The sequence below is a fragment of the Comamonas aquatilis genome, from assembly GCF_965139575.1.
GTDB lineage: Bacteria > Pseudomonadota > Gammaproteobacteria > Burkholderiales > Burkholderiaceae_C > Comamonas > Comamonas aquatilis.
In genome coordinates this window covers 1-16,538 of record NZ_CBCSIW010000036.1, presented here as the reverse complement: position 1 = coordinate 16,538, position 16,538 = coordinate 1, and the positions used below count along the sequence as shown (strand labels likewise).

The window sequence follows — 16,538 nt, the reverse complement described above, 5'->3', positions numbered from 1 at the left end:
GGCGAATCGTGGCTCTGACACGCAAGCCAAGCTTGATATAAAGCTCAACTGCACGAATCCTGTCTGCGTATGAGTACATGAACTACCTCCTGGTAGTCCAAGTTTTTGTCCGCATCCCCNGCGGGTCAGNTTTGCGTGGAAATTAACATACCTTGACTAGATCGGCGAACCTAGCGATGAGGTCCACATGCTTTCGGAGCCGAGTCTCAATTTGGGCTCGGTCCCACCAATTGGTCCAAACGCCACGCTTTCCCAACGCGACCAAATGCTCAACAAGGGAGCTTGCTGGCTGGGGGAAAGCAATCAGGAAATATCCATTGGCCTCATGGCGCTCGACTGTGTCCCGGATGTCTTGAACCTTCGATTTCCCAACAGAAGGATTTATCGCCTTCACCTGGACAACAACGTTCAGTGCCTTTGCAGGCGTCGGAACTCCAGCTTCCAAAAAACTCGAGTCTGCTGCCCCATCTCCGACAGGAACCACCCAACGCACGATGAAGTCTCTTCCGCCATCCCGCTCATTTGTCGGACTGGCCTGTCTGACCCACATCACCCCCGGCTCTCTTTCGAGGAGCGCATAGATCAGGTCTTCAAACTTCGAGCCGTCGAACTTCTGCGGCCACTGAAACAGGTAATCCGCAGCGAAAACTGCATTCTCTTTAGCTCGACGCTCAAGAAACTTGGTTCGCTCAGCCTCAAATTGCCGAAGGCCGCACTCGCTCTCCACCGCCACGAGAGTTTGTGCGCCTAGGAACACACAATGAGACTCCAAGGGGATAGCGATGATTACTGGATCAAGGGGAGAAACATCAAGCCCCCGCCACGGAAGCTGATACTCATCATCCTCAATTGCCCGAACGTATTTAAGACCAGTCGACACGACATTCTTCGAAATCGCATTCTTCAATCCACTGGCAAGAATTGATGTTCGAGCTCGCCCCTCAGTTGAGCTCGGTCTATAGGCGAGAAGAGCCCCACGCAAAGCAAACATGCATTCGGCGGGGAGGACAACAACGCTGATCCGCCCTTTATGGGACTTCGCGTAAAGCCAGTCAGGGCACTCTCTTCTGCCTGCCATCTCGCCAAAATCCTTGAACTCGCCCGCGGCGTTCAGCGACGCAACAATGTCGTCTGCCTCCCCATGCTGATCTTTCCAAGCCGCATCTGGATACTTGATGCGCTCCCAGCCAATTACATTGTCAAGAACATGAAAGGCATGCGCTGCATGCGCTAGCAGCCGCTGCTTCGCTGAGCTTCCATCATTGAACTCACCAATCTGCTCAAAGACCAACCACCTGGCGTAAATCTCCTCCTCAATACCTGCAAAGCCTTCTTCGCTAAGCAAAATCGGAGATGCTGCGCCCGTCGCACGCATGACACATGCCCACAGCAGTGAGAACACGTCATGGACATCGGTCCGTCCGCCACAACCGTCCATCTGGTAAGAACTAGTCCTGACGTAGCCAAAAATCATGCTTCCGCGTTCCGAGGTCTCCTCCGCGATCACAAATGGGTCATGTCGCTCTTGAGCGCATGGCTGCCCCATTACGAACTCGTGCAGCTTTTGAGTCAGGCTACCAGCAGTAGTCAAAATCTGACTCCTAATGTGCGGCCACCGGAACGACGGCGGAAGGGGCTCCGAGTTCGCGCAGAAACTCGGTGAGCTCCGCATAATTGTCTTGCTTGCTGACAGTGATCAACTGGATTTTGAAATCCTTAAACCAGCGATCCTTTTCAATCTGAGTTACATCTTCGGCCGCCATCAAAGCGTAGTGAGTTGGCCCTGCGTTAGGAGAAAAAGAGTCCGCGATGTAGCTCAGCAGTAGCGAGATCTCAGGATCAGTCATCGATGCGCCGACGAAGACAATTGTGAACATCGTAAACATGGCGGAAAGCAGGCTCTGATACGCCCGCTGCCCGAAGAGCAAGTTCCGATAGTCCTGGTCCGTCAAGACGATCTTATTGCCCAACTTGGTCGCATCCCCGTGCGCTTTGAGAATGAAGAACTCGCGCCTGGACAAACGGCGCTGAACTTCGCCCGCATCAGTGAACGAACAAACGGAGACATCATCGTCACGCCTCCGGAAGGCTCGCTCAAGCAAAGTGTCGTAATTGGTCGTTAAGACAAATTGGAGCTTGTCTAAGGCCACCAAAGCCTCATGCAAAGCCGTAGGCGCTGGCTTGGGAGCGATGAACGTCTCCTCGATGAACTGATCGAAGTGGCTTCCCAGATCGCCTTTCAAGCCGGAGGCCACCATTAAAAATTTTTCTGTCCGAGTAGCCAGCGCTCGATATTCAGCTTCTTTCGCCTGATTGATCAATCCATGCGCGACAGCCGTCTCGATCATCTTGGTCAGCAACTCGCCCCACAGGGGAAGGCCCGCACCTTTTGAAGCGCCTGCGCCGACCAGCACAGCACAACGTCCAGTCCCGTAGGCTTTCCGAAGAGCATCGGGAATTCTCGTTGGATCAAATGCCATGTCGCCCCCTTATAGACAGTAGGCTCGAAGCGAAGTGTTCCGAGTCTTCAAGTTGCCATGCATTGCGCCCTGTGCACGGAAGGCCATGATGTAGTCATACAAGGCCTTGTTGAGGCGAAGCTGCTTAGCCGTCCCTTCTGCCTGCAACAAGTCTTCTGGCTTGCTCGTGTATTTTCTACGCAAGTCATCGAACTCCATGAAGCTCTCAGCCAAATCGTCCGCGTTGACTTCAATGCCAGCCGTCTGCTGTTGAACGATCAGCCAGACCAGATCAACAAAGAGCCACTTTTGCGTAATCTTGCGCGTCAGCTGAGCGTCCATCTCTTCTAGCACGGTCAAAGCGTCGTTTACTGCCGAAGAAAAGGCCAAGAGATCAGGAGCCTGCTGGGGACCGAATTCAAGAATCATCTTCTTGAGATCTGGTGCCTTGATATTCCTTTGGCCTTTGTAGGCTGCCATTGCGAAGACATGGGCGACATAGTCCTGACGCTTGTAGCGAGTGTTCGGGATCTTGGTGGCATCGAAGAACGAATGACCCGTTGCGATCGAGTCGATGATGTGCCGCGCCGGCGCCAACATCGCATTGCGGAGTTCCGCGGGGTTCAAGGCGACGCCAAGCTGCAGCCGAGCGAAGAGATTCGTGATCTCGTCGTTGTCTGCTGTCGTGATCTCGGCGACGCTGACCTGGAAGGCATCGAACTGATCTCGCAGACTCCTATGGAGCTGAGAGAACTTCAATCCATGGATCGCATGCCCGCCAATCGCCGGGAGCGGGTCGGGATAGTTAAGGGAAAACGCGCCTGCCCTGAACTCCCAAATTGCGCGAATCCGCTGCTGACCGTCTACGGCATCGTGCTTGTGAGCTCCGTTGGCAGGCAACTTTCGCAGATAGACCTTCGGGATGTCCATCCCCCGAAGAATCGAGTCGATCAGCAGAACCTTCCTTGGATCTTTCCACGCAGCGCCTCGCTGCCAAGTCGGATTCAGATTGATGCTCGGACGGTCGGCGACCAGCTTGGTGATCGCCCAGTTATGCTGCTTGATGTTCATATTCCTCCCCTAGTTCTGGAATCGTAGCTCGCACTTAAGTCGGCGAAACATTGTCTCTATTAATGGCCGCAACTGCGGCTTCAATATCCTGGTCGGACAGGAACGGGGCCTGTGCGAAGACCAGCCCCTGCTCGCCGTTGAGCTTGGCAGCCAGATGTCCTCGGCCCAGCAACAGCTCGGCGCCTGGCCGATCCAGCGCAATCTTGGATGTCGCCTCGCTGGACACCTTCAAGATCAACCGGTTGCCCAGGTTCTCGCGAAGCTGCATCGGCATCACGTCCTTGTCGGGGCGCTGGGCCGCGAAGATCAGATGGATGCCGGCCGCGCGCGCCTTCACGCCAAGTCGCTGTACGGCCGCCCCCACCGCACCCTTGTAGGCGTCGTCCAGCATCCAGTCCGCGAACTCGTCATGGATCAGGAAGACCATGGGAAGGCGCTCCTCGGGCGAGACCTTGGAGTTGTAGGTGGGCAGGTCACGCGCACGAGCCTTCACGAAGGCTCGGTAACGATCTTCCATCTCCTGAACCAGCGTATCGAGCACTTCGCTCGCCTTCTCTTTGGTCGTGATTATCTCGTCGCGCATGTGCGGCAAGTCGGCCAACGGTGCATAGTCGACGCCCATCTTGGGATCAATCAAGATGAGCTGCGCCAAATCCTTCGGGTTCGTTGCGGCGATGTCTAAGATTAGGGCTTGGATTAGCACCGACTTTCCGCTGCCGGTCGCACCGGCCACAAGCGAATGCGGGTCGTGGGACGAAAGCCCGCCGAACTCGGCCCCAAGATTCAGATACAGCAGCGCTCCGCTGATCTCTTGCAGGCCCAGGAGGAAAGACGTGTTGATGCCGGCGACATTGCGGTTGGGCTCACGGCGTGACCACAACTCCCAGAGCGACACGGCCTGGCGCTTGGATCCTGCAATCGTCACCACGATCTCGCCGGGCTTAGGCTGGACCGTAACGAGGTTGATCGCGTGAGTGGTCAGGAGCTGCGTCCGCTTGTTTTCAATGTCCTCGACGCGTAGCTTGTCGGATCCGGCCAAGCGTACCAAGCAACCATTGGGCGTCAACCGCGTCCCAAGGGTTTTGGCCTGAAGCCCGTAGCTGTTAAGAGCAGCTTGGAGCTTCTTGGTAATTTCGTGGGCCCACTCCTCCCGCTCGACGTCGGACTGCGCGCCGCCAGCGAACTTGGAGGCAACGAGCTCGGCCAAAGCAGAGCCAGGATTCGCGGCCGAGGCGACTGCGGGGATAGGGGCCGACGCCGACGTCTCGACAACGGGTTGAGCCAGGCTTTGCACAGGAGCCGAAGACTCTTGCGCCTGGGCGCTGGGCGCCCCCGGAACTGGGGGGACTTCCGCCGTCGTTTCGATGGCGGCATCGACAGCGCCATTGGCAAGCTGACCCATGGCCGCGAGCCATTGCACACGAGGGGCTGGCTTCTTGAAGCTGTGTCTCGACCACGGCTCGTGGGGCCCGAGGCCGGCCCGCGCTTGCAGGCTTCCAGAATCCTTCGCGTAGGCCTCGACGAGCTTGCGCAGGTTGTCCCGGTCGAAGACCTCTTGCCAGGCCTTGACACCGCTCTCGTCCAACAGGAGCAATTGCTCGGAGGCCGACCCAGAGCCGGCGTCCGAGGTGTGGACGTAGATGTGGGAATAGCCGCGCAGCGAGATCTCCACTTCGCCTTCGCGAAGCTTCGAGCGGGCGCGCTCCATGAGGCCCGTCATGCCAGGCGGAATCTCCGCGTCAATGAGCATGTCGGCCAGGCGGGCGAGCCACACGTCGCGGTCTAGCCGACCTGGGTCACCAAACAGGGCCTCCCGGAATTTGTCTAACGTCTGCAGCAGTTGGTCCTTCGAGCCGCGACGGGCTGCCGCCAGGCCATCGGCTCCGACGTATTTCGACTCGACGATTGAAATGATGACGCGGATGCCCTCGTCCTTCTCCTCGACATTGATGGCGAGGATGTCAGCGATGCGGCTTTCGGGTTGAGAGAGCCAGCTCGCGTAGTCGTCGAGCAAGAAGTAGGCGGTCAGTACCTGGCCACTTCCCGCCTGCGCCTTGAACTCCTCGGCCAAGAGATGGCGGCTGAGGACCAAGCCGATCATTTCGCCCGCGGAGACTCCGCGCTTGGCGGCCCGCAGCACGATGTCGCCAGAAACCGAGAGCGCATCGCGCTTGGCCTTGTCAGCGGCGGCACCGACCTCGTCCGGCATGAGCGGGAGCTTCAACTCATCGAGGCGGCGGCGCACCAGCACACCGAGAAGGCGCAGCTCGGAGGTCGAACTCACGATCATGTTGCGGCCATTGGTGGAGCCGCGACGGTAGCGAACGACTGTGATCTTGTTGTGCTGGAGCTGGCGCTTGTCGAGCAGCTCGTCGTAGGTTGCGACCCATTCGGCCAAGTTGTGGGCGTCTTTGATCAAGTCCGCCAACTCTTGGCTTTGCAGGGAGATGCGCCGCGCGGGAAGGAATCGCTTGTCCGGCTCTGCATCCTTTGAATTGCAGACGGCTGCCACCGCGGTGACATAGGCCCAGCCCGAAGCCGTCTGCCACGGGCAAGCTAGAAACGTTGTCGACTTGAGCTCGTCCTCACCCGACACGCTGCGATAGGACCAACGCGAGGGAGCGTGATCGAAGTTAGGGCGATCATTTGTCCAAGGGACTTCCAGCCACTCTTCCTTGGCCGAGCGCGCGACCACGTCGTGCAGGAAGGCTACGTCGAAGGGCTTAAAGCCCTGAGCGCTTTCGCCCGGGGTCGACGAGATCGGCGCGACGGCGATTCGCAGCTTCGAGATGAAGTTGTCGCTTGTCTCGCTGACCACGGGCAGATCCGGGTCGTCACCGGCCTTGTTGACCAGCTCGCCGTAGACGCTGCGAAGCTTCGCCTGGTCGGCGTGGCGCACCGACACGCTGCATTGGAGCTTCCCGTCCTCCTGGATCGAGGAGAGCTCGCGCACAGTAGCCAGCGGCAGCTCGGCCGCGTCGGCATTGTAGAGCACGACGCTGAGGTTTGAGGCTTCATGCGGCTGCAAGCCGACATAGCGCTCCAAGAGCTCGCGCGCCTGCTTGGCCGCGGCGGTCGGATCCACGTCCGTCATGGCGTCTTCTTCGCCGCGGATGGGCGCCTCGAAGAGGCTGTAACCGTTGACCGTGCTGCTCTCGCTCACGAGCTTGGGCGCGTTGCCCGTGTTCATGACCGCGATCTCAGGATAGAACGGATGGGCGATCTCGTCAGCGAGCTCGCGCATGAAGATCTCGCGGTCCCCGTAGAGGATGCTACCGCTGGAGAGCAAATGGGTGGCAAAACCGGCCACCCGGCGGGTCTTCACCGCCAGCGCCTTCATGCGCTCCGGGTGCCAAGGCGGAATGACCAGCGAGGGGTTGTCGCCAGCCACGCGGGCAGTGCCCACCGAGAGGACTTCGGAGACAAGCTTCGAGCGGCAAATGTCACCGCGGGCTTGGGCCATGAGGGTGGTGAGCAGCGCACTGAAGGACTCGGCCTGCCGCATGACGGCTTCACCATGTAGGCCGAAGCCGATGAAGTCCTCCATCGCCTTGATGTAGTCCGCCTCGAAAGCGTCCCACGCGCCCCTGACCTCGTAGCGTTGCAGTTTGGTCAACCGGCCATCGTCTGCAAGTTCTTTGATCCGATCCTTGATGAGCTGTCGCAAGCTCCGGAACTTGTTCGTAGCCGGCACCAGCGACCCCGCGTCGGTGGAATAGGTCGCCTCAAGGGAGCCTGTGTCAAGAAGGGACACGTTTTGCACGCCGCCCTTCTTGCTCACCAAGCGGCGATGGATTTCAGTGCAGCCGACGGCGCCTTTCTCCATGAGCCGGCGCATGTCCGCGACCATCGACAGCCCGATCGAAGTGGGCTTGTAGATCCACACGAGCTGAGTCTTGTTGATCTTCGTTTCAACGCCTCCTACGACCTTAAGCAGCTCTACATCAAACTTGATCTGCATAGCCGCGCGCCCGAGCCCCGTGACGGACTTGAACTTCTTCTTGCGGCTCTCGGCGATCTCGCGCTCTTTGGCGATGAAATTCTCGAAATCGAATAACGGATCAGGGAGATCTGCCGACCTCATGCCCGTGACCTTCCAATCGACCTTCGAGCCCATCAGCCCGGGCAGTCCGCGATACATGGCCGAGAAGAAGCAGCCGACGTCGTGGTTAAAACGCTCGCGCCACTCCGTCCGGCCCTTGTTGACGGTGAAGCGCAGGAGCCTCTCGCCGCTGGCGTCCTCAATGCCGGCGTGCAGGTTGTTGACTACCCGCGCGAAGCCATCGAAGAAGTCGCTGCATTCAATCGGCTTGCCGAACAACGCCTTTTCCCAGCGCGCCATGAGCTTGGTGTCGCGCTCGAGGAAACGGCGGTGTGAGGCGAAGAATTCCTCGTCCTCGGGGATGAACTCGGAGCGGCGCTCGCGCGACTTCAAATCTTCGAGGAGCTTGCGACCCTCCGCCGACAGAGCATCCACTTCGTCGCAATCGTGCGCGAAGAAGAGCAGCGTCGTTTCCGCCAAGCGCTGCACCTTTTCCTTGGGTTTGTCGAAGGCCAAATAAACGCCTTCGGACTCCCACTCAAATTGGGCGAGCGCGGTGGAGGCCTCTTGGTCGCCCGCCGACGCAGCGACGAAAGCTAAAAGAGCGAGGCGCGCGCCTTCGGCGATCTCGGCAGAGTTGGCGTCGATTCGCTCGACGAGTTCAGCCGGATCCAGAGGCTGGCCGTTTTGGCGCAACTTCTTTAACAGCGGAGCGCGCTGGTCGAAGAGCTTTCCAAACGCCTTCTGCCAAGGACCGCGCGCGGTTGCGAAGGTCCTGGGGTTGGAGAAATATCCACTGTCCCTAGGCAGCCCCGCCCGCGGAAGCGCATAGCCCACCGCGTCGCGAATCGGCAGGCCGCGAGTGGCGATGGCCTCGACGATGTCTGAGCAAAACTCGCCGAGCTGCACGAGGGAGAGCTGGGTGGAGTTGAGCAGGCCGCCAAGGGCCGCCTGGAAGACCGCGCGATCTTCAGCCACTGGCGAGAGACCGCCAGTCAGCAGAGCCGCATCCACCCAAGGCTGCGCCTCGGCGCGCATTTCCTTGGAGCCGATCGGAGTGACGTGCTTGAGCGTGTCCGAGAGGTTGTGCTCGCTACCGCTGGCGGTGAGGATGGCCTCCTTGTCGGTGATGGCGTTGTTGCGCACATAGCCGGCGTTCTCCGGGATCAAGATCTCCGACGGCAGGCCTTGCCCTTCCACAAGGGCCTCGGGGATCATCAGATCCATCCGGGCGGAGAGCTCCGCGCTGCCCATGACGGCGCGCGCAACCGCGGCGACCTGGCTGAACGAAAGCATGTCGAGCCGGAACAGCGCGACCGGATCGTCCGGCTGGGCGGGTTTTGAGAGGCGCTTGGCGAGGATGTCTGCGCCGACGCGCCCGATGATGCGATCGGTCAGCATGCAGCCTCCACCCCAGACGCGAACGGGTTTTCAACAAAAGAACAGGAGTCGGAGAGCCGACGTACCAGGCCTAGCCCGACAAGACGGGCCTCCAGGTTGCCGCGGTTTTCATCGAGCTCCGATTGGTCGATGGATTTGGACTCCACCAGGCGCGCGCCTTCGATGTGTCCGATCACCAGGCCGTAACGGCTCTTGGCCGCAGCCAGAAACTCGTCGAACTGCATGCGCTCGCCGACGAGCGCGATAACGATCGATTTGAGCAGCCGGTCGTTGGGCGCATAGCGATAGCGTCGCGAGAGCCGGCGCGAGCTCAGGCCGATGGCTCGTGACCAGGCCGCATGGATTTTGCCCACATGCTGGCCGTGCCGAGGAAGCGCATCGTCGACGAGCCTGGCTACCAACTCATCAGGCTTGCGGTTCGCCAGGCCCTCCTCATCTTTGTCATCGGTCGGCGGCCATTGGCAGGCCTCGCGCAAGAGCTTCACACGCACGGCATCCGGGAATTCGGCCGAGTCCGCGTCTAACCACGCCTTCTCGCGGCGGATCGACTCGATGTACGCCCGGATCGCCTTTTCGGGACAGCCCTGGTTCTGCAAATAGCTGTCGCTGGACAGGGCCCGCACCTTCCGGCCATCCTTGGAGACGATTTCGCACACGAACTCGACCGGCTCGTCATCCCCGGCGACGCGCTTCGCGCGCTCGAGGAAGTAAAGGAGCATGTGCAGGCCCGTGATGGCGATAAGATGCTCCAAAGCGTCATAAACCGGCATCTCCCTAGATAAGATCGCCAGCCAGTCCTCGCAGAGGAAGTCGAAGCGCGGGTTGGTGACTTCGGGTAGGTAGCCCGACACACGGGCTTCATCGGGAAGCTGAGGATCACCTTGCAACGCGTGGGCCAGCCGGTTCATAGGCGCAGAGCGATCGAAAAGGCGCTCGGCCAAGATGTCCCCGAGCTCGGCGCCTTTCTTGGCGCGGGTCAGCATCAAGTAGAGGAGCTCGCCGGTGCGCGCGAAGAAGCGCCGGTCGTTGCTCATGCCGCCCTTCGCGTCGATCTTCAAGTCTTCGAAGAGCGCATCGGGGCCGAATGGGAACACGAACTTCGAGCTCCAGCGCTTGTTGCTGCGATCCTCGAAGGCCGAAGATCGCAGCAGCTCGATCGCCTTGGCGAAGTCGTCGAAGCTGGTGAAGGACTGACGCAGGTATGCCACGTCAGCGGCCGAGTCACCGTTGCCGGTCTTACCCTGCTCGAACTTATCGAACCACTGACGCCACTTCTCGTCGTCGGAGAGCTTGCTCTCCGCGATGGACTCCGCGTAGGGATTGTTGAAAAGCAACCCGCGTAGGCGCATTTGCCGCTGCGGTTTGAACTTGATGGCGCCGTCCATCCCTGCGTGGGGGCGTAACGGCTTGTCCAGGTTAGAACCCAGGACGCCCAGGAATTCGAGGACCGTCAAATGCGGAAGCTGCTCGTCGTAGAGGCGGTGGCCCCAGATGTTCTCGTCGACGCAAAAGTCGACGCCCTTGATGAAGGGCCGCTTGAAGATGGCGCTCATGCCGGAGCCCTCACAGTCACGGGGCGTACCAATCCGCGCCCGCCCGGTTCGATATCGATGAAGTCGAGCGTTATGGCAGAGTCCTCTCCGCCCACTTCGTCGTCGTCCCTGACCCCATTGCGGCGGACGATCTCCGCCTTGCGCAGAAGCTTCGCCTTAAAGGCCAGCAGGTCTTCAAGGCACTCGTTAGAGAAGCTTGCCGGAAGGGCGCCCTCCGCGACCCGGGAGAGAAACTCGTGGCGGATTGGCGTGAGATCGAAGTCCACTTTGTTCGTCTCGCCCGCCGCGAGCTGGACTTCCAAGAAGGGCCGGCCCGTCATGGGGTTGAGCTTAATGGCCATGCCCGTACCTTGCTGCCGCCGGGCCGTGGTCTCGTGGTCGCAAAGCACACTCACGCGGCTCTGGGTAAAGCCGCCGGAGCTGGCGATGAAGATGCGGTCAGCGTTCTCAAGCAGTAAGCCCGTCATCACGCGGTTGAGGCCTTTGGCAATCCGCGCCCGGACCGCCTCGTTGACTTGGGTCTTCTTCGCAAGCGTGCTGATGATCCCAAGGTAGTCGCCAGCGAAGCGGTAGACCGTCATGGCCCAGCGCAAGTAGCTAGGCTCATCGTCCGGCAGCGTGAAGTAGAGCCGCCGGCGCTGGTCCTCGAGCATCTCCATGAAGGCCGCAGCTCCCACTTCGAGCCTCGCCCCCTCGTACCCCTCCAGGTAATCGTCCTGGGCGGCGAGATAATCCGGCGTCGCGCCATAGATGGGATCGCTCGCCACCAAGCGCGCGAAATCGGCCTGCAGCCGAGCGTCGTCCTTGCCGTAGACGAGCAGGCCATCGGCTCCGTTCGTGGTCTCCTCTCCTACGCCAAAGGCCGCCATGGCCTTGAAGACCGGGCCGTCGAACGCCCTGCGCTTTGGAAGGTTCGCCCCGAATGCGTTGGCATAGATGCAGGCCTTGCTGACGTGGCCCGCCTCTTGGATCTGCGCCACATCCGCGCAAGTCATCAGGTTCTCCTTGGCCTCTTTGGCATCGGCGTACCCGAGGACCATGTTCGAGCACAGCGCGAGCAGGTCCCGCACGGGCAGATGTAATCCGTTAAGGCGCGCGATCTCCAGCAGATCGCCCAGGCGACCCGCGAGCTGGCCACCATCGGCCTCGCCGAGCAATCGGCGGCGGTTCTCGTCGATTGGGCAGATCCTCCCGTCAGCATTGAGGGTGCAGCTGGAGCAGTTGCTCCACTGAGGATGTCCTGCTACCGCCTTTGCGACCTCTTCAAAAGTCTTGCGGGTGGTCGTGCGACTGAGGTCGAACACCGCCAGGCGATCGGGGGCTGGTCCCGCTTGCAGGAAACACTCTTGCAAGGGCGTTCTCAGGGGATGCCGTCCGCCATGCCGCTCGCCCAGGTCACGCAGTCGATCTAATACCTGTCCATGATTGGCCGCCAGAATCACGATCTCGGAGTCGTCACCCTCAAGGACAGACTTTTCGAGGCGCAACAGTGGCAGGTCGCTCGACTCGCCCCGGAATTCGGAGAGGTCTTTGATGAAGACGGCCAAGCGGCCATCAGCCAGCTGCAGCTCCTTCACATTGCCCTTGGCAGCCCAAGCTTTGGGCTCGCCGCCCAAGCGAGTCCACAAGGCTCGGCAGTGATACGTCTTGCCGTCCCCCGCGGTGCCAGCGATCAGCATGGAGCCCGGGGCCTTGGATTCTACGTGCGAGACCATGGCCTCGAGCAGCGGCGTAGCAAGCTTGATCGGCTCAACCTTGGCCCGGTCGACAGCGGCTGCCACATACTCGTCAAATAGGGTCAGATTTTGTGGCGTCGGTCCGTAGCTACGCAGCAAACGTACCCACGCACTTGCAGGAGGAGCTCCCATCGTCTCCATGCATTGCGGGCTTATATTGATAGACAAGCGACTCTTCCCTTGATGCAATCCTTCTTCGTATCGAAGAGAATTCACGCTTTCGCCTCACCAAATTTGGAGGGCAAAGTGCTGATTGATTACGAAATACTTCTCTGTGTCAGAGTGTAAAGGAACCTCTGCATAAATTAGTAACACTTGTGCTTGCACATGCGTGCCGGGTGCGGCAGCATCCAAGCCTATGCAGCAATTTGATCTCAGCTTGAACCTATCTACCAAGAAGACCCGTAAGCGTGAGTTCCTAGAGCGAATGCAGCAGGTAATTCCCTGGAAGGAGCTGGTCGAGCTGATTGCCCCCTACGCGCTAGCAGAGCATCAAGGCCGTCATCCGTTTCCTGTTGAGATGCTGCTGCGCATTCACTTCATGCAGCAATGGTTCACGCTCAGTGAGCATGCCATGGAAGAGGCGTTGCATGAAATGCCACTACTTCGGGATTTTGCAGGCTTGGCTTCGAACAGTCCAACGCCCGACGAGAGCACCATATTGCACTTTCGCCACCTGCTTGAAGAGCACAAGCTGGCTGAACAAATTAAGGCGACGACCAACGACTTGCTGGTAGACAAGAAATTGATGCCGGGTCCAACAAGCCTCATGGTTTCGGCCATGTTTCATAACCATCTATTTCTCGATAAAAAACTCGAATCTATCTGGATGATGGCGGCAGACTTAGCGAGCTATGTGGAAAAAAAACATAGCAAGCTCGTCAAAGCCTTTTGGGGAAATTCGATACCTGATTCAACATCGCTGCTCTTAAAAGCACTGAATCGACCTGAGCACACCCAAGATTCTGAGAACAGCCTCCTCCAAGCCTATAGAGACTTACTTGTTGCGAGCTCCGAAGTTCATGATTGGGTAGTGTTTTGCCTGTACAAAATAAAACCATATAAGCTAACACACCCTGTTGGCAACGCTGAATTTATTTCTTTCATTCTGACTTCTAAAAATCTGCAATCCAACCCATTCCTAAACTACGTCGTCCCACACTTTTTCCCCCTGCAACTACATTGCTATCGTCTGCATCAGATGCTAGGAGCCCCGCGTGGAATCCCGGTGAACCCCGATGCTCTGCGTGACAGGGCTTCCAAAGGCGGCAAGGCTAGAGTTATCGGCGAAGACATCCTGATGTCTCTTTTTTCCGAGTTCTTGGAATCCAATGCTGGCGGTACACACTCATCTGCCAAAGACTTCTTCCACAAATATGACGATGAGCTTGGCTTGATACTGCAGAACTATCTAAGTAATTACGTAGGGAAAAGAAAGCACCCCCAGTTGCAACGACTCATTACCTATGATGGGGGCCTGAAACCAGACGGCTTGGCTCGTAAATTTGGTCAATGGAGGAAGAGCGATCCCACCTTCAAAGCAAGATGGGAGAAGCTGGTGCCACCCAAGTAAAAAGCCTCCTGACGCAGCGAGCGTGCAGGAGGCCGGGGCTGGCGTCAGTGACTAAAGGGCCGACCGAATTTCGAACCGTTCAGGAAATCAGTCAGTTTTCGTCCAGGTACCTGCTGTACGGGAACCGCTTGTGAAACGAATTCAGGCGACATATTGAGGATCAACTGTTTGCGTGATCCGAGCGGATTCGCCACCACTTTGCCTTCCTGTAAAAGTTGATCGGTAGCTAAGTTCAGATTGGCGGCGCTGCGTACACATTTAGGCCCATTGCACAGCAACTGCCCACGCATAAAAGCCCCCTGCCCTAACTCCTTGAATTTCCGCTGCATATAGGCGTAAAGCTCGTCGGCATAGCTCATTTGAAGAGCCGCTTCCGACTGCTCACCAAACCCCATCAATGCTTGCTCCAAATGCCAGTCCATCAGCGTCAGTGCAGACTGCATATAGGGCTGGCCGATCACAGGCTGAGGAGCAGTGAACCACTGCAAAACAGCAGCGATGCGCATGGCATGCTCACCCGCTCTTTGCACAAAAGGCTCCATGCCCACCCAGGCATCATCAGCGCTAGGTAATGCCTTCCAGTACTTGTCAGCCTGACGCCAAAGCTGCTCCACCTCAGGAGACAGGCGGACCTGCGCCCTCTGCCCCGAAGTCTGCAGGATCGCACGGTAGTCATTCATCAGCTCCCGGACACGATCGTGGAAACGATGGAGATTGGGATTTTGCGGAGCCTTGCCAAAGCTGATGTGCTGGACGGAATTAGTGGCGTACGACAGCAGCATGCGCGGCATCAGCCCGGAAGGGACCATCAATGCGCCCTGCTTACCTTTGAGCAACTGCTCAAAGACAGCATCCTGAACCGTCATGCAGAAGGTAGTACGGGTGTCACGTATCTGGATCATCTCGTGCTTGCGTAAGAAGCGCAGATCATCCCCGTCGTAACGCTTGCACATGCCAGGAAGGTCGAGATGTTTTGCCAGCGCTCCACCTTCATCCAGGACCATGGCCATCGCCTTGGCACCACTGCCAAACAGCGCAATCACCCCACTTTCGGAAGCATCGTCTAAACGATAAGGATGGCCCTGACTCGGATCAAAGCCTTCCTTGCCTGCAAAACGTCCTTCGCAGCCAGCTTCAAAATCACGAAAGCCTTGGTATGCGCAGTTAACACTTGCCGACTTGCCAAGACCAGAACCAGCGATCACGGACACATACAGGCTGGTTGGCATCACCCGGTGCGTCGGTGTGTAGATGTCAAGAACGCCATGCACAGCCGAAGCCATTGCACAGAGCACCACAGGCCCGACCAATGCATCTCTCGTCTCAACGGTGCGGGCCACACAGCTCGCAAAGTCACTGCCAAGCTCATGCAGACAGTCAAGAGGGTAAAGAGGATGAATCCAGTTCATGCCTTGTACTCCTTCCAACCCATCTCGTCGCTGAGCTCCTTCAACGGACGACGCACAGCCAACATATCCAGCTTGGGCATCTTCTTGCTGCGCTTGGGTCCTTTTTTTGGTTGGGTGATTTCCTTGAGTTTGGTACAGCCAAAGCTGTGCATCTTGCCCGGAGCCCTGAAGCGAGTCAGGTAATCCACCTTGGTCAGGTAGTCGGCATAGCCACCCACAATGCGCCACAGCAGCGGGTCGCTGTAGTTGATCACGCGTAGGATGGCTTCTTCGTGCTTTTGGCGAATGCTCGGGTTGCGGGTACATGCACCATCTGCCCCGAGCTTCTCATCCCACTGTTCCGCGATCATGCGTGGCACTTTGATGCGATCCTGATGCTTTGCTCCGTTGAGTCCAATGAGCCAGTGAATGTGCAATCCCTTGATGGGCGCACATTCAATCTTCCAGGCAAAGAAAACAAGATCACCCTTGAACATTTTGCGAAGAATTTTGAACATTTTTTCGCGAGTTGCGCTGACCTGTTTAAAGCGCGTTTCATAGTCTTGCTGAGACACAAACTTTGCACGCATATCCGGAACCCTGTAAGGCTCTCCCCAATCCAAACGGATCAGGAGTATCGAGTTATGCAGCTTCCATGACTGCTCACCCACCAGCATTAACTGCTTATAGCACTCCGTCGAGTTGCGTTTAAAACCGTGAAGAACTTTGTTACCTCCATTCTTCATCAATTTCTTATTCAAAAATAATGTCAGGTCGTTGACTGCCTTCTTAATCTCAAGTTGATCGTCATCCGACTGTATACGGAACTCGTTGAATGTCATCTCAAAAATAAGATGCATCACCCAATCATTCACCTTTTTATTCTTGGCTGTCAGCCACTCCTTGGTTCCTTCAAGCACTGCCAGAGCAGCGGGATTGATCTCTACAAAGCATTCTGAAGAGATGTCTATATTTCTTTCAACAAGAAAGCTGACCTCATAAATCAAATCAAAGATTGATTTTTGATAATTAACTATTTCGTATTTGTATTTTGTTTTTTTGATTTCCAGATTGAATGGATAAACATGGGGTGTTCTCATTAACCACTCCAAAACATCTTGAATCAATGGATTCAAGACTCTTCCATCAGCTCCACGTATGCACACAGGAATATCGTCATCTTCTGTTGATGAATTCACATCAAGAGAAGAAGCTGAAACATCCATCTTCTTCATTATAATTCTCCTAGATATCTATTTACTTATATTCAGTTAGAGAATACCGAATAAATAAAAAATCTCAGCCAAATAATCAA

8 protein-coding genes and 1 pseudogene are annotated in these 16,538 nt (G+C 57.4%); 1 reads left to right on the top strand and 8 read right to left on the bottom strand.

The genetic code is table 11. The annotated features are described in order from the left end of the window. Positions 1-142: 142 nt before the first annotated feature. Genes ACNAZA_RS22030 through ACNAZA_RS22005 form a run of 6 tightly spaced genes read right to left on the bottom strand, consistent with a single transcriptional unit; the run spans position 143 to position 12,361 of the window. Positions 143-1,591 (bottom strand): restriction endonuclease, encoded by a 1,449-nt coding sequence (locus tag ACNAZA_RS22030; RefSeq protein ID WP_415798631.1) that lies wholly within the window; start codon positions 1,589-1,591, stop codon positions 143-145. A 10-nt stretch (positions 1,592-1,601) separates the two neighbouring features. Further along, a complete protein-coding gene (locus ACNAZA_RS22025; protein WP_415798630.1) occupies positions 1,602-2,480 on the bottom strand; it encodes an SIR2 family protein in 879 nt (292 codons plus the stop codon). 9 nt (positions 2,481-2,489) lie between these two features. Next, positions 2,490-3,530, bottom strand: coding sequence for a DUF262 domain-containing protein (locus tag ACNAZA_RS22020; protein WP_415798629.1), 1,041 nt, complete (start codon positions 3,528-3,530; stop codon positions 2,490-2,492). A 34-nt stretch (positions 3,531-3,564) separates the two neighbouring features. Next, positions 3,565-8,973, bottom strand: a complete 5,409-nt coding sequence (locus ACNAZA_RS22015) for an FtsK/SpoIIIE domain-containing protein (protein WP_415798628.1) — start codon at positions 8,971-8,973, stop codon at positions 3,565-3,567. After that, entirely contained in the window at positions 8,967-10,526 is a 1,560-nt protein-coding gene (locus ACNAZA_RS22010; protein ID WP_415798627.1) for a hypothetical protein, read from the bottom strand. The genes ACNAZA_RS22015 and ACNAZA_RS22010 overlap by 7 nt, the downstream gene beginning before the upstream one ends. Beyond that, a complete protein-coding gene (locus ACNAZA_RS22005; protein ID WP_415798626.1) occupies positions 10,523-12,361 on the bottom strand; it encodes a hypothetical protein in 1,839 nt (612 codons plus the stop codon). Before ACNAZA_RS22005 ends, ACNAZA_RS22010 begins: the two co-directional genes overlap by 4 nt. A 259-nt stretch (positions 12,362-12,620) precedes the next feature. Between ACNAZA_RS22005 and ACNAZA_RS22000 the strand changes: the two are divergent. Continuing rightward, positions 12,621-13,013, top strand: a pseudogene (locus ACNAZA_RS22000) (transposase); the annotation flags it as partial. A gap of 866 nt (positions 13,014-13,879) precedes the next feature. On the opposite strand, the gene ACNAZA_RS21995 reads toward ACNAZA_RS22000, so the two are convergent. After that, entirely contained in the window at positions 13,880-15,244 is a 1,365-nt protein-coding gene (locus tag ACNAZA_RS21995) for a DUF3987 domain-containing protein (RefSeq protein ID WP_415798625.1), read from the bottom strand. Further along, a complete protein-coding gene (locus ACNAZA_RS21990) occupies positions 15,241-16,458 on the bottom strand; it encodes a hypothetical protein (protein ID WP_415798624.1) in 1,218 nt (405 codons plus the stop codon). The genes ACNAZA_RS21995 and ACNAZA_RS21990 overlap by 4 nt, the downstream gene beginning before the upstream one ends. Between the last annotated feature and the right edge of the window lie 80 nt (positions 16,459-16,538).